13 protein-coding genes are annotated in these 13,717 nt (G+C 63.0%); 11 read left to right on the top strand and 2 right to left on the bottom strand.

Annotation, left to right across the window (positions count from 1 at the left end; all coding sequences use genetic code 11):
• Window positions 1–91 precede the first annotated feature (91 nt).
• Genes BC363_RS07630 through BC363_RS07645 form a run of 4 tightly spaced genes read left to right on the top strand, consistent with a single transcriptional unit; the run spans window position 92 to window position 3,666 of the window.
• A complete protein-coding gene (locus tag BC363_RS07630) occupies window positions 92–1,069 on the top strand; it encodes an ABC transporter permease (protein WP_065787446.1) in 978 nt (325 codons plus the stop codon).
• A gap of 1 nt (window position 1,070) precedes the next feature.
• A complete protein-coding gene (locus BC363_RS07635; RefSeq protein ID WP_065787445.1) occupies window positions 1,071–1,961 on the top strand; it encodes an ABC transporter permease in 891 nt (296 codons plus the stop codon).
• On the top strand, window positions 1,958–2,761 hold the full coding sequence (locus BC363_RS07640; RefSeq protein WP_065787444.1) for an ABC transporter ATP-binding protein: 804 nt from the start codon (window positions 1,958–1,960) through the stop codon (window positions 2,759–2,761). Before BC363_RS07635 ends, BC363_RS07640 begins: the two co-directional genes overlap by 4 nt.
• Complete coding sequence (locus tag BC363_RS07645) at window positions 2,758–3,666, top strand: ABC transporter ATP-binding protein (RefSeq protein ID WP_065787443.1); 909 nt, start codon at window positions 2,758–2,760, stop codon at window positions 3,664–3,666. Before BC363_RS07640 ends, BC363_RS07645 begins: the two co-directional genes overlap by 4 nt.
• Window positions 3,667–3,828: 162 nt before the next feature.
• On the opposite strand, the gene BC363_RS07650 is transcribed toward BC363_RS07645, so the two are convergent.
• Both BC363_RS07650 and BC363_RS07655 read right to left on the bottom strand, forming a co-directional pair.
• Complete coding sequence (locus tag BC363_RS07650) at window positions 3,829–4,872, bottom strand: glutamine synthetase beta-grasp domain-containing protein (protein WP_065787442.1); 1,044 nt, start codon at window positions 4,870–4,872, stop codon at window positions 3,829–3,831.
• Window positions 4,873–5,266: 394 nt separating this feature from the next.
• The gene (locus tag BC363_RS07655) at window positions 5,267–6,664 is read right to left on the bottom strand and encodes a PLP-dependent aminotransferase family protein (protein ID WP_065787441.1); all 1,398 of its coding nucleotides are present in this window, start codon (window positions 6,662–6,664) and stop codon (window positions 5,267–5,269) included.
• Between the two features lie 101 nt (window positions 6,665–6,765).
• Between BC363_RS07655 and BC363_RS07660 the strand changes: the two genes are divergently transcribed.
• The 7 genes from BC363_RS07660 (at window position 6,766) to BC363_RS07690 (ending at window position 13,704) form a co-directional block, all read left to right on the top strand.
• Entirely contained in the window at window positions 6,766–7,629 is an 864-nt protein-coding gene (locus tag BC363_RS07660; protein ID WP_065787440.1) for a DMT family transporter, read from the top strand.
• 418 nt (window positions 7,630–8,047) lie between these two features.
• Window positions 8,048–8,794 carry a GntR family transcriptional regulator gene (locus BC363_RS07665; protein WP_065787439.1) on the top strand — a complete coding sequence of 249 codons (747 nt, stop codon included), beginning with the start codon at window positions 8,048–8,050 and terminating at the stop codon, window positions 8,792–8,794.
• A 174-nt stretch (window positions 8,795–8,968) separates the two neighbouring features.
• Window positions 8,969–9,655, top strand: coding sequence for a putative N-acetylmannosamine-6-phosphate 2-epimerase (locus BC363_RS35845; RefSeq protein ID WP_065787438.1), 687 nt, complete (start codon window positions 8,969–8,971; stop codon window positions 9,653–9,655).
• A gap of 5 nt (window positions 9,656–9,660) precedes the next feature.
• Complete coding sequence (locus BC363_RS35850) at window positions 9,661–10,518, top strand: ROK family protein (RefSeq protein WP_065787437.1); 858 nt, start codon at window positions 9,661–9,663, stop codon at window positions 10,516–10,518.
• A 28-nt stretch (window positions 10,519–10,546) separates the two neighbouring features.
• Window positions 10,547–11,860 (top strand): extracellular solute-binding protein, encoded by a 1,314-nt coding sequence (locus tag BC363_RS07680; protein WP_244519820.1) that lies wholly within the window; start codon window positions 10,547–10,549, stop codon window positions 11,858–11,860.
• 138 nt (window positions 11,861–11,998) lie between these two features.
• The gene (locus tag BC363_RS07685) at window positions 11,999–12,886 is read left to right on the top strand and encodes a sugar ABC transporter permease (protein WP_065787435.1); all 888 of its coding nucleotides are present in this window, start codon (window positions 11,999–12,001) and stop codon (window positions 12,884–12,886) included.
• A complete protein-coding gene (locus tag BC363_RS07690; RefSeq protein ID WP_065787434.1) occupies window positions 12,883–13,704 on the top strand; it encodes a carbohydrate ABC transporter permease in 822 nt (273 codons plus the stop codon). Before BC363_RS07685 ends, BC363_RS07690 begins: the two co-directional genes overlap by 4 nt.
• Window positions 13,705–13,717 lie beyond the last annotated feature (13 nt).

The raw sequence follows: 13,717 nt of genomic DNA on the forward strand, positions 1-13,717 counted from the left end.
CTGCTCCAGGATAAGGGCTTGCGCCGTTTCAAAGCGTTTCTGCCGCCTTGCCTGCCAGTAACAGGGTCAAGGCGCAGTCGATGGAGTCCCCATGGCTTTCCTGCTTCGCCGCCTATGTTTTTATCTGGCAGCCTTCCTCGCGGCGGCAACGATCAACTTCTTCCTGCCGCGGCTGATGCCGGGCGACCCCGTGCAGATCATGTTTTCGAGCGCGGGTGCGGAACTTCCGCCCGAAAGCCTGCAGGCGCTGAAACTCACCTTCGGCTTCGTCGACGGCCCGCTCTGGCAGCAATATCTGACCTATCTCGGCAGCATCTTCAGCGGCGATCTCGGCCGCTCGATCAAATATTTCCCGCTCCCGGTGGCGACGGTTCTCGGCAACGCCCTGGTCTGGACGGTTGGCCTGATGGGCACGGCGACGATCGTTAGCTTCACGCTCGGCACCTTCCTCGGCATTCTCGCCGCCTGGCGGCGCGGCAGCCTTTTCGACGTCATCGTTTCAGTCGGCGCGATCTTCGCGACCTCGGTTCCGGCCGTCGTCACCTCGCTGATCGTCGTGTTCTTCTTCGGCTTCACGCTCAACTGGTTCCCCACGGGCTACGCCGCCGATCCGGCGCTCGACCCGGCCTTCACGCTGCAATATCTCGGCAGCGTGCTCTATCACGGCATCCTGCCGATGCTGACGCTCTGCACGGTGCTGACCGGCGGTTTCGCCGTCACCATGCGCAACAACATGATCAACCTGCTTGGCGAGGACTATATCGTCATGGCCCGAGCCAAGGGGCTGTCGGACGGGCATGTGATGCTCTGGTATGCGGCGCGCAACGCGCTGCTGCCGACCGTATCGAGCTTGGCGATCGCCATCGGCACCATTCTTGGCGGCTCGCTCGTCACCGAAGTCGTGTTCAACTATCCCGGCCTCGGCAACATCCTCTACCAGGCGATCCTCGCCCGCGATTATCCTGTTATCCAGGGGCAGTTGCTGATCATGACCGCGACCATGCTCGTCGCCAATTTCATCGTCGATGTCAGCTATGTGCTGCTCGACCCCCGACTGAAGAGGGCGTGAGATGAAAACCCAACCCTTCGGATTGATCCGCAACCGCAAGGCTCTGGTCGGCGTCGCGATCATCGCCTTCATCCTCCTTGTGGCGATCGCCGCACCGCTGCTCACCCCCTACGACCCAGGCGCTCGCGTCGGCCGGCCGCATCAGGCGCCGTCGCTGGCCCATTGGCTCGGCACCACCCGTATCGGCCAGGATGTGTTCACGCGGCTGATCTACGGCGCCCGCACCTCGCTTGCGGTCGGCTTTGGGGCCGGTCTGCTGATCACCCTCGTCGGCACGGCGCTCGGCATTCTTGCCGGCTATCGCGGCGGCAAGGTCGATGAGGTCATCAGCTTCTTCACCAACATGGTGCTGGTCGTTCCCAACCTGCCGCTGCTCTTGGTTCTCGCCGCTTTCATCGGCCAGGCAAGCCCCTGGGTCATCGCGCTGATCCTCGGCGGAACCTCCTGGGCCTGGGGCGCCCGCGTGACCCGCGCCGAGACGCTGTCGGTCAAGCAGAAGGACTATGTGAAGTCCGCTGAGATGATGGGCGAGCCACGCTGGCGCATCATGACCTTCGAGATCTTCCCCAACCTGATCTCGATCGTCGGCATCAACTTCATCGGCAGCGTCATCTTCGCGATCATTACACAGGCGACGCTCGAGTTTCTCGGCCTTGGCGACCCGAAGGTCGTTTCCTGGGGCACCATGCTCTATGCCGCGCAGAAGGCGTCGGCGCTTTCGGTCGGCGCCTGGTGGGACATTCTCACGCCCTGCTTCGCGCTCGCCTTCCTCGGCATCGGCCTGTCGCTGCTCAATTTTGCCGTCGACGAGATCGCCAATCCGCGGCTGCGCACCGGCAATCGTCTCGGGCGCTGGTCCGCTCTCATCCGTTCCGGGGAGGGCCGCCTGTGACCGCGCCACTGCTATCGGTGAAAAACCTCACAATCGACTATATCGGGGAGGAGAAGGACTTTCGCGCCGTCGACGATGTCAGCTTCGACGTCGCACCGGGCGAGGTCTTCGGCCTTGCCGGCGAATCCGGCTGCGGCAAGAGCACCATCGCCTTTGCCATCAGCCGGCTACACAAGCCGCCGGCCCTGATCCGGCGGGAAAGCACGATCCTGCTCAACGGCCGCAACGTGCTCGACCTCGATGACAGGGGCCTGCGGGATTTCCGCTGGCGCGAGGTCGCCATGGTGTTCCAGAGTGCGATGAACTCGCTCAATCCGGTACTGCGCATCGAGCAGCAATTCTTTGACGTGCTGAAGACCCACAAGGGCATGAGCCGCGCGCAGGCGCGCGACCGCACAGCCGAAATGCTGAAGCTGGTCGATATCGCGCCGGACCGCATGCGCGACTACCCGCATCAGTTTTCCGGCGGCATGCGTCAGCGTATCGTCATCGCCATCTGCCTGGCGCTCGACCCGCGGCTTGTGGTCATGGATGAGCCGACGACGGCGCTCGACGTCGTCGTCCAGCGCGAAATCCTGCAGCGGATCAACGAGTTGCGGCGCAGCCTCGGCTTTGCCGTGCTGTTCATCACCCACGACCTCGGCCTGATGGTCCAGTTCTGCGACCGTATCGGCATCATGCTCGCAGGCAAGCTTGTCGAGCAGAATACTGCCGAAGCGATCTACGGATCGCCGCAGCACGACTACACCAAACAACTCTGGGCCTCCTTCCCGTCGCTCCATGGAGGTGTCCTGCTATGACCGGCCGGCCAACCCCGATCCTTGCGCTTGACAGGGTCACCAAGACATTCGGCCATGGGCCCGGTGCCGTTCGTGCGGCCCGTTCGATCTCGTTTTCGCTCCATGCCGGCCGAGCGCTTGCGCTTGTCGGTGAGTCCGGCAGCGGCAAGACCACCTGCGCCCGCATGGCGATGCGCGAGTATTTGCCGACTGAAGGCAAGATCCTGTTCAAGGGTCAAGCGGTCGAAGGCGCCAGCCCCACCGAGACGGCCCGTTATCGCCGCGCGGTGCAGATGATCTTCCAGGATCCGTTCGCCTCGCTCAACCCGGCCCACACGATCGCCTATCACCTGAAGCGACCGCTGCTGCTGCACCGCCCGGATATCAAGCGTGCGGAGATCGACGCGACGGTGCGGGCGCTGCTGCAACAGGTGAAGCTCGACCCTGACATCGTTGCGCCGAAATATCCGCACGAGCTCTCCGGCGGCCAGCGTCAACGCGTCAACATCGCCCGCGCGCTTGCCGCCAAGCCGGAAGTGATCGTCGCTGACGAACCGACGTCGATGCTCGACGTCTCCGTTCGCCTCGGCGTGCTCAATCTCTTGAGCGAGATGAAGCAGCAGATGAAGCTCGGCCTGCTCTACATCACCCACGATATCGCCACGGCCCGCTATGTCGCCGAGGATATCGCCGTGATGTATGCCGGCCAGATCGTCGAATGGGGCAATGTCGGCAGGGTGATCGACAATCCCGCCCATCCCTACACGAAACTGCTGCTTTCCGCCGTGCCCGATCCGGATATCCGCTTCGACGACCCGAGCGTTCGGCTGCGTCCTGAGGATGCGGAAGAGATCAGGCGCAAATCGGCGTTGACGCAGGACAAGATCGTCGAAGTGGACACCGATCACTTCGTTCGCGCCGCCTGAACCTTCACCCGGCCGGCATCCGCAAAGCTATCCTCCCAGGACGGCAAAAAGCAAAACGCCCTGCTCGAAAGCGGGGCGTTTTGTTCTGCAATCGTCGCCGATCGCGTGTGCCTGGAGACAGAGCGTGCGTGGCGTGCTGTTAAAGCACGCCACGACACATGCTCAGGCCGCCTTCATCTGGTTTTCGGCATCCGTCGGCACCGTCGAGATCGTCTTCAGGATCTGCGAGGCGATCTGGTAGGGGTCGCCTTGCGAGTTCGGACGACGATCTTCGAGGTAACCGCGGTAGTCGTTGTTGACGAAGCTGTGCGGAACGCGGATCGAGGCACCGCGGTCAGCCACGCCGTAGCTGAACTGGTGGATCGACTGCGTCTCGTGTTTGCCGGTCAGGCGCATGTGGTTGTCAGGGCCGTAGACGGCGATGTGGTCGGCGCGGGCTTCTTCGAAGGCCGACATTAGATTTTCGAAATAGTCCTTGCCGCCGACGTCGCGCATGTGAGCGGTCGAGAAGTTGGCATGCATGCCCGAGCCGTTCCAGTCGGTGTCGCCGAGCGGCTTGCAGTGATACTCGATATCGATGCCGTATTTTTCAGTCAGGCGCTGCAGCAGGTAGCGCGCCAGCCAGATTTCGTCGGCGGCCTTCTTGGAGCCCTTGCCGAAGACCTGGAATTCCCACTGGCCCTTGGCCACTTCGGCATTGATGCCTTCGTGGTTGATGCCGGCGGCCAGGCAGATGTCGAGATGTTCTTCGACGATCTTGCGGGCGATGTCGCCGACATTGCTGTAGCCGACGCCGGTGTAATACGGGCCCTGCGGTGCGGGGAAGCCGGTTTCCGGGAAGCCGAGCGGGCGGCCGTTCTTGTAGAAGAAGTATTCCTGCTCGAAGCCGAACCAGGCGCCTTCATCGTCAAGCACGGTGGCGCGGGTGTTGGACGGATGCGGCGTCTTGCCATCCGGCATCATGACTTCGCACAGCACCAGAACGCCGTTCTTGCGTTCGCTGTCGGGATAAACGGCGACAGGCTTCAGGACACAGTCCGAGCTCTTGCCTTCCGCCTGCATCGTCGAGCTTCCGTCGAAGCCCCAGAAAGGAAGCTGGTCCAGCTTCGGGAAGGCATCGAATTCCTTGATCAGGGTTTTTCCGCGGAGGTTCGGGGCCGGTGTGTACCCATCGAGCCAAATATACTCGAGCTTATACTTTGTCATTGCGTTCTCTCACATGGCGCCATGATCTGGCTAAGTTCCGAAGCGGCCCGGCAACCCAATTCAGCTGCCCAACAACCGGTAGCCATAAGAATGCATTAATCGTGCCAGTTCGCGTTTGCGTCGCCGGAGATTGAAAAATCAATGCCCGCCGCATTCCCGGCAACGGATCGAACGGCAGGCAGAGACTAAGGATGAAGCGGATTGCACACAAAATAGGCACAGGCAGCCGAGCTTTGAGGCACTGGCCTGCTCAGGTGCTTTAGACGCTGGCGAATAGCGGCGACGCAATTGCGGCGGCCTTGCCGGCTCGACAGCGGCAGGCATCCGAAAGGCTGCTCGAAAAACAAGCAGCACCTCACGGCTCCGTCAAAACGGCCCCTATGGACATGAGTGATTATCGGGCAATCGTTGCCAGCACGCGATAAAGCCGCTCATCGGTCGACTGGGCGACGTTGAAGCGCAGAAATCCTGCCGCCGAACCGGAATGGCTGAAGGCATTGCCGGGCGCAAGAACGATATCGTGCGCCAGCGCTTTCTGCGCCAACTCCGACGCATCGAGACCTTCTGGAAGCCGACACCAGAGGAACATGCCGGCCTGCGGTTCGATCCAGGGCGTGATCCCGACCGCCACCAGACGCGCGGTCGTCTCGGTCATTGTCCGCGTCAGACGCAGGCGAAGCGCTTCCATATGCTTTCGATAGCTGCCATCCCGAAGCAGCGTCAGCACGAGTTCAGAGGCAAGGCTCGGACCGCCGAATGTGGTCGCGATCTTGAGATCGGTCAGCCCCTCGATCCAGCCTCGCGGTGCTGCGATGTAGCCGCAGCGGACAGACGCGGAGAGCGTTTTGGAGAAGCTGCCGATCTGCACGACACGGTCGAGGCCATCGAAGGCGGCAAGCCGCGGCGCCGGCACATGCTCGAAATCGGCAAAGATGTCGTCCTCGACAACAGTCAAACCTGCCTGTTCGGCAAGCCGCAGCAGACGATGCGCAATCACGGGAGAAAGCGTGGCGCCCGTCGGATTATGAACGGCGGAATTGGTGATGTAGAGGCGAGGACGGTGGGTCTCCAGCGCCTCGGCGAAGCGATCGAGATCGGGACCAGCAGGCGTATAGGGCACGCTGACGACATTGACGCGGTGCGCCCGCAACAGCGCCTGGAAATTGAAGTAGCAGGGATCGTCGACGATGACGGTGTCGCCGGGCTCCAGCAGGAAGCGGCAGAGAAGATCGATCGCCTGGGTGCCTGACTCGGTGAGGATAATTTGGTCGGGCGATGCCTCGACCCCATGCTCGGCCAGCCGTCGCGCCAGCAACTGCCGCAGCGGTCGCAAGCCGAGCGGCGTGCCGTAATCCGTCAGACCGGCGGTATCCGCGCGCGCGATCGAGCGCAGCGCGCGACGCAGCGCCGCCTCGGGCATCCAGGACGCCGGCAGCCAGCCGCAGCCGGGCTTCAGAACTTTGGTGTCCGTTTCAAGCGCCTGGCGCGAAACCCAGAGCGGATCGACCGCACGGTCGAGCCGGGGCCCGACCTCCGTCAGCGACAACGGCGCCAGGGGGGCAGACACGAAAAAGCCCGAACCGGGGCGTGACCGGATCACGCCTTCCGCGGCAAGACGCTCATAGGCCTCGACCACCGTCGACTTGGAAACGCGCAGCGTCTTGGCAAGCGCCCGAATGGAGGGAAGCTTGGCGCCCGGCGTCAACGACCGTCCGGCAATGCGTTGCCGGATGGTGCCCATGACCCCCTCAAGCAGGGTCTCGCCACCGATCTCCGCTTGCTGAAACGCCATCTGTACTGGATCCTTATACGAGACAGTTTGGCGCAACTGTACCGTATTGTCTCTGGAAGAGCCATCGTCTCCAGCCGATACAGGTGGAAAAGGAGACGACAATGGACAGAACGACGAGCGGCTGGATGAACGGCTTTCTGGGTGTGTTGATTTTCAGCGGCTCGCTGCCGGCGACACGCGCAGCCGTCATGGACTTCGACCCGGTGTTCCTGACGGTCGCACGGGCGGCGATTGCCGGTGCGCTTGCGCTCTGCCTGCTCCTTGTCTTTCGCCAGCCCAAGCCGACGCGCGCCGATCTCGTGTCGCTGGCGATCGTCGCATTCGGCGTTGTTCTCGGCTTCCCGCTCCTGACCGCGCTGGCGCTCGAGCATGTGACATCGGCCCATTCGATCGTCTTCATCGGGTTGCTGCCTTTGGCCACCGCGGTCTTTGGCGTGCTTCGCGGTGGCGAGCGGCCGCATCCGGCATTCTGGCTGTTTTCCTGCCTCGGCAGTGCGCTGGTTGCCGGTTTCGCGCTGATGCAGGGCTTCTCGGCCTCGCCCGTCGGCGACCTCCTGATGCTTGCCGCAGTCATCGTCTGCGGTCTCGGCTATGCCGAAGGAGCGAGCCTGTCGCGCAAGCTCGGCGGCTGGCAGGTGATCTGCTGGGCGCTGGTGCTGTCGCTGCCGATCATGGTCGGCATCGGCCTCTTCACCAACCTGCCGTCCTTCGAGATGGTGAATGGCGCCGCCTGGACCGGACTTGCCTATGTCTCCGTCTTCAGCATGCTGATCGGTTTCATCTTCTGGTATCGCGGACTGGCGCTCGGCGGCGTCGCCGGCGTCGGACAGCTGCAACTGCTGCAGCCGTTCTTCGGCCTGGCGCTGGCGGCAGCACTTCTCCACGAACCGGTCAGCTGGGCCATGCTCACTGTTACCGGCGCCATCGTCCTGTGTGTGGCCGGCGCCAAGAGGTTCGCAAAGTAGCCGACCCTGCCGTCGTCAGAGGTGGTCGAGCTTGAGCCCTTTGCTCAGAAGGTCGTTGAATGTGCGGATCTTGGCGGTGGGTGCCCTGCCTTCTCGCCAAATGTCCAGCCTCGTCTCGGCCGTCTCGGCGGCAGCAAACTCCGGCTTCAGGGCAGATCTGTTCTCCCTGTGGATGAAAGCCTGGGGCATCTCGTGGCTGGTGGCGTTTCCAAGCCGTCTGCGTGCTGCCGCCGGTGCGCGTCATCGTCGCGGCAATAGTGCAGTCACCGCAAGCCAGGCGCTGAGTCTGGCATCATTGATGGCCAAGCCGGACCGCTGCCCCCCCCCGGGAAAGCCGCAAAATCACACCGCAAGAACAATACCAGTTTAACACCGGAAAAAAATATTGCATAAGGAGACATCTCAAGCAGGTGTCTCCATGAGCGATCAGGCAACTCTCGACTTTCTGTTGCAGACGATGTCCGGCGAGAGCGGCGAGCCGCTCTACCGCCGGCTTGGGGAGGCGATCAAGGCGGCGATCGGCGCGTCCGTTCTGCGGCATGGTGCCGTCATTCCGAGCGAGCGGGACCTGAGCGATGGTCTCGCGATATCGCGGGTGACGGTAAGGAAAGCCATCGAGGGCCTGGTTGCCGAAGGGCTGCTGGATCGGCGGCAGGGCGCAAAGACCGTCGTCTCATCCCGGGTCGAAAAATCGCTGGCGACGATGACCAGCTTTTCCGAGGACATGCGGTCGCGCGGCCTTGAGCCCGGCTGCGTCTGGATTTCGCGGGAAATCAGCCGCCCTTCGCCGGCCGAGATGATGGCGCTCGGCATTGCCGGCAGCGAAAAGATCGTGCGCCTGCGGCGATTGCGCACCGCCGACAACACCCCGATTGCGATCGAAACCGCGGCGCTCCCCGCCCGTTTCGTGCCGCAACCGGAAGCGATCGGCGCCTCGCTCTACGAATATCTGGCCGCCCACGGCGCCCTTCCCGTCCGGGCGCTGCAGCGCATGCAGGCAAAGCCGGCAAGCGAGGAGGAGCGCCGCCTGCTGGCGACACCCGAAGGCACCAGCCTTTTGATCATGGAGCGGCGCTGCTTCCTCGCTGACGGCCAGATCGTCGAGTTTACCCAGACCAAATATCGCGGCGACGTCTACGACTTCGTCATCGAATTGATGAGATAATACCAGTTTAATTCCTGTTGCAATCTGGTCTTGCCCTGGTACCGTAGTGGTCAGATCGGATCGCAACGATGCAGGGCTGAGCCAGCCCACAGCCATGACGCGACCGAGTTGCAAGTGCGTGCGGGAAGAGGCGGACTTCGCCATTGGTGTCTCACCCGCGCCAGAGGAGCCGGCGTGACATTCGAAATCCAAAGCCTGAAGAACGGACTGATCGTTTCCTGCCAGCCGGTCAAGGGCGGCGTCATGGACAACGCGGGCATGGTCGTCGGCTTCGCCCTGGCGGCCCTCGATGGCGGCGCCGCGGCGCTGCGCATCGAATCCGCCGACTACGTGCGTGCCGTTCGCCAGGCGACGAACCGGCCGATCATCGGGCTCGTCAAACGCGATCTGACGACCTCACCCGTTCGCATCACGCCCCTGATCGAGGATGTCGACGCTTTGGCCACAGCCGGCGCGGATGTCATCGCCTATGACGCAACCCAGCGGACGCGCCCGGTCGAGACCAGGAGCCTGATCGAACACATCCACGCGGCGGGAAAAATCGCCATGGCCGATTGCTCGATCAGCAGCGACGCCGAACAGGCATTGCGTGAAGGCGCCGAAATCGTCGGCTCGACACTCGCCGGCTACACCGGACCGATTGAGCCGACCGAACCGGACTTCGCACTCATTGCGGCGATGCGCAAACTTACGCCCTTCGTCGTGGCGGAAGGCTGCGTGCGGACGCCGGAACAGGCATCACGCGCCTTGCGGGCCGGCGCCTTCACGGTGGTCGTCGGCTCCGCCATTACGCGGCCGGAGCATGTGACTTCGTGGTTCCGCGCAGCGCTCGACGAAACGCTGGCATCAAGCGGGGCGTGACGGTGATGGCGCAGGCGCAGGCCACCCTTTCCATCGATCTTGGCGGCACGAAGATGCTGGCGGCGCTGGTGCGCGACCGAACCGTGCTGGACACGCACAAGATGGCGACACCCCGGGGCGGCAATCCGGCCGAATGGCTGCAGGCCTTGTTCGACACCATAGCCCCGTGGAAGGGACGCTATGACAAGGTCGGCGCCGCCGTCACCGGCATCGTCGATGATGGCCATTGGTCGGCGCTCAACCGCAACACACTCGACATCCCCGAGCGTTTCCCGCTGACCCACACGATCGCTCGGCTGTCCGGTTCACCTGCCTTCGCAGCAAACGACGCACAGGCGGCAGCCTGGGGCGAGTTCAGCTTCGGCGCCGGCCGGCGCGAGGACATGGTCTTCCTCACGGTTTCGACCGGCATCGGTGGCGGCATCGTCGTGGGCGGCCGTCTGCTCGGCGGCCTTGCCGGCCATTTCGGCCAGTTTCGCCTCGACGAGGCATCGCGCCATATGCTCGAAGACCAGGTTTCCGGCCATTGGATCGCAAGCGAGGCCAGCCCCCATCAAGAGGGCGCCACCGCCCGCGAGGTCTTTGCGGCGGCGAACGCCGGACAGGATTGGGCGCGACGGATCGTCGAGACCTCGGCGCGCCGGACGGCACTTCTTTGCCGCAACGTGCAACTCGCGCTCGATCCCAAGCGCATCGTCATCGGCGGCAGCATCGGGCTGGCGCCGAGCTACCTCACATCCATCGAGCGCGCGCTGAGCGACCTTCCGCCGCGCCTCAAGCCATCGATCCACGCCGCCGAACTCGGGGAGAACGCCGGCGTGGTCGGCATCGCAGATCTTGCAGAGCGTCAACAACAACTTTGAGGGAGAACCAAAGATGACACTTGCGACCATGAAACGAGGAGCACTGCTCGCAGCCGGTATCGCCGGCCTTCTGGCAAGCCCGGCACTTGCGGAAGTCACCGTGCTCGGCTGGCCCGGCGGCCCGGAGGAAGTGGCGCTGCGCGCTGCAGCCGATGCCTACAATGCCAAGTCCGACGTTGCCGACAAGGACAAGGTCGAGCTGCTGTTCTTCAACCGTGACGGCTTCTGGGACAAGCTGCAGGCCGATCTTGCCGCTGGCTCGAAGGCTTTCGACCTCAACCTGCTCGCCACCTACTCGATCGGCCGTTACGCGCCGTTCATGGAGCCGGTCGAATTGTCAGGCGAGGCCAAGGCCGTCTATGGCGACTCCGTGCTTTCGACGATGCAATATGAAGGCAAGCAGTACGGCGTGCCGACCGACCTGTCGCTGCATTTCATGTACTTCCGCAAGGACCTGGTCGACGCCCTGATGAAGGATGACGCGGCAAAGACGAAGTATGCGGAGATTTCGGAGAAGCATCTGGGCAAGAAGCTCGAGCCGAAGGCTCCGGACGAATGGACCTGGGACGATTATGCCGCAACCGCGCTCTACTTCACGCAAGCCGTCAATCCTGATAGTCCGACCCGCTACGGCACCGTGCTGCAGCTCAAGAACCTCTTGTTCAACATCATGATCTGGCAGTCGGTGCCGCGTGCCTACGGTGCCAACTGGATGGACGACGGCGGCAAGATCACTGTCAACTCCGACGCCTATCGCAAGGGTCTCGAAATCTACAAGCTGCTCTACGACAACGGAGCGACGCCGCGCGATTCTCTCTCCTACGAGTTTGCGGAAGCTAACGCCGCCTTTGCTTCCGGCCAGGTGGCCGCGATGCTGCAATGGAACGCTGCCGCTGGCGATCTGACCAGCAAGGAAAAGTCCCCGGCCGTTGCCGAGGTCACCGACACCGTCGCACCTCCCGCCGGCCCGGAAGGTCGCTTCACCCATATCCACGGCCTCGGTTTCGGTCTCAACAAGAATGCCGAGAACAAGGAAGGGGCCGCACTGTTCCTCAAGTGGCTGTCTTCGAAGGAAGCGGCGTTGATCTACGCCAGGAACAACGGCGCACCGGCGTTGACGCCCGAGGTGGTCGCCGAAGTCGCCGACGCACGGCCGGATCTCGTCAAGCTCGGAGAATTCGCCGGCAAGTACGGTTACGTCATGAGCGGCGGCACCTCGGCAAAGGCGCTCTCGGTCTACGAACTGCAGGCCAAGGAGTTCACCGGCTATTGGTCCGGCCAGCAATCGATCGACGATGCGCTGGCCAATACAGAAAAGGGCATGGCCGAATTGCTGAAATGAGCGAAATGCACCGGCGGCAGGACTGCCGCCGGTGCATTTCGGCGAGATCGACAGCCATGCGATTGAGACGCCCCCGGGGCGTCCGACCCATCGCGGAGCCGTCGATGATCATAGGAAAGCCAGATACAGATTGGTCCGATGACGAAAGCCCAGCAACGCCCCCTTATCCAGGAATTCAGGCTTCTCGCCACGCCGGTGGTGCTGTTTCTCCTGGTCTTTCTCGGCTTTCCCGCGATCGTCAACCTGATCTATTCGGTCTCCGACGTCTCGTTCGAAACGTTGCGCCAGCCCGAATTGTCCGGTTTTGGGAACTTCGCCGCCGTGTGGAGCGACAGCGCCTTCTGGCAGGCAAGCTGGTTCTCGTTCCGCTTCGGCCTTCTGACCGCCGTGCTCGAATGCACGCTCGGGCTTTTCCTCGCCATCTTCCTGTCGCCGCTGATCGAGCGACGCAGTTGGCTGATGGCAATCCTGATGCTGCCGTTGATGGTTGCGCCGGCGCTGGTCGGCCTGATGTACCGGCTGGTGCTGCACGAATTCGTCGGCCCCGTACCCTACTATCTCTGGACCTATTTCGGTGCGAGCCTGTCGTTTCTCGGCCCCGGTTCCGCCTTCTGGACGCTCGTCGTCGTCGAGACCCTGCAGTGGACGCCCTTTGCGCTATTGCTGTTCTACATGGCCTACCAGGCAATCCCATCCGAGATCGCCGAAGCCTCGGCCATGGACGGCGCCAAGAGCCACCATCGGCTGTGGTACATCGAGCTGCCCTTGATGCTGCCGACGATCGTCGTCGCCCTGCTCATCCGTTTCATCGACGGCTTCCGCGTGTTTGACAACGTCTATGTGTTGACCGGCAGCGGCCCGGGCGGCTCGACAGCATCGCTGTCGATCTACATCTACGAGGCGTTCTTCAAGCAGGGCGCCATCGGCAAGGCGGTCGCCGCCTCGGTGATCCTGTTCGTCGTTTCCTTTGCCGTGCTCTACGGCCTGAATTTCATTGCCAGCCGGCGAAAGGGAGCCATCCGATGATCACCGCTCTTCGTTGGTTGGTGTTTGCGATCGCCGCATTCGCCATGAACTTCCCGATCCTGGTGACGCTTTCGACCGCGTTCAAGAGCACCCGCGAGCTGTCGACCAATCCGGGCCTTTGGGTCCAGGCGCCGACGCTCGACAATTATCTCGCGGTCTTCCAGGTGACGGACCGGTTGAACATCTTCCTCTATCTGCTCAACAGCCTCTCGGTCGCTCTGATCGGCACCATGCTGGCCGTGGCGCTCGCCCTTCCCGCGGCTTACGCGATTGCCCGTGGCCAGCTCGGCGAGCGAACGCTGCTGCCGTTCATCGTCAATCTGCGCGCCGTTCCGCTCATCATCTTCGCGATCCCGCTCTACATGATGTTCCAGTGGCTGGCGCTGCTCGACACCCGCCTCGGCCTCGGGCTGATCCTGACCATCGTCAACCTGCCTCTGGCGCTCGTCATCCTCGTCAACGCCATCCACGACCTGCCGGCCGAACTCGACGAGGCAGCCCTCATGGATGGCGCCAGCCGGACGCAGATCCTTTTCAGGGTGATTGCCCCCGTCTGCCGACCGGCCATCGTCACCAGCCTGATCTTCGGCTTCATCACGGCCTGGAACGAGTTCCTGTTCGGCCTGATGCTGACGACCTCCAAGGCCGTGCCGATCACCGTCGGCGCCTCGTTCTTCTTCGCCGCCAGCGGCGGCGGCGTTCAATGGGGCGTGGCGTCCGCCGTCATGATCGTCGGCGCACTCCCGCCTGTTCTGCTCGGCCTCATCATGTATCGCCAGATCAGCGGCTCGATGACGGCAGGCGCGGTCAAGGGCTGACCCCATATTTCGG

Origin of the sequence: Ensifer sp. LC384 (assembly GCF_001695865.1) — a bacterium.
GTDB lineage: Bacteria > Pseudomonadota > Alphaproteobacteria > Rhizobiales > Rhizobiaceae > Ensifer.

What these genes read in the sequence shown, in the direction of transcription:
- BC363_RS07630 (WP_065787446.1), top strand. Translation starts at nt 92, where the DNA reads ATGGCTTTCCTGCTTCGCCGCCTATGTTTTTATCTGGCAGCCTTCCTC.
- BC363_RS07635 (WP_065787445.1), top strand. Translation starts at nt 1,071, where the DNA reads ATGAAAACCCAACCCTTCGGATTGATCCGCAACCGCAAGGCTCTGGTC.
- BC363_RS07645 (WP_065787443.1), top strand. Translation starts at nt 2,758, where the DNA reads ATGACCGGCCGGCCAACCCCGATCCTTGCGCTTGACAGGGTCACCAAG.
- BC363_RS07650 (WP_065787442.1), bottom strand. Translation starts at nt 4,872, where the DNA reads ATGACAAAGTATAAGCTCGAGTATATTTGGCTCGATGGGTACACACCG.
- BC363_RS07655 (WP_065787441.1), bottom strand. Translation starts at nt 6,664, where the DNA reads ATGGCGTTTCAGCAAGCGGAGATCGGTGGCGAGACCCTGCTTGAGGGG.
- BC363_RS07660 (WP_065787440.1), top strand. Translation starts at nt 6,766, where the DNA reads ATGGACAGAACGACGAGCGGCTGGATGAACGGCTTTCTGGGTGTGTTG.
- BC363_RS07665 (WP_065787439.1), top strand. Translation starts at nt 8,048, where the DNA reads ATGAGCGATCAGGCAACTCTCGACTTTCTGTTGCAGACGATGTCCGGC.
- BC363_RS35850 (WP_065787437.1), top strand. Translation starts at nt 9,661, where the DNA reads ATGGCGCAGGCGCAGGCCACCCTTTCCATCGATCTTGGCGGCACGAAG.
- BC363_RS07680 (WP_244519820.1), top strand. Translation starts at nt 10,547, where the DNA reads ATGAAACGAGGAGCACTGCTCGCAGCCGGTATCGCCGGCCTTCTGGCA.
- BC363_RS07685 (WP_065787435.1), top strand. Translation starts at nt 11,999, where the DNA reads ATGACGAAAGCCCAGCAACGCCCCCTTATCCAGGAATTCAGGCTTCTC.
- BC363_RS07690 (WP_065787434.1), top strand. Translation starts at nt 12,883, where the DNA reads ATGATCACCGCTCTTCGTTGGTTGGTGTTTGCGATCGCCGCATTCGCC.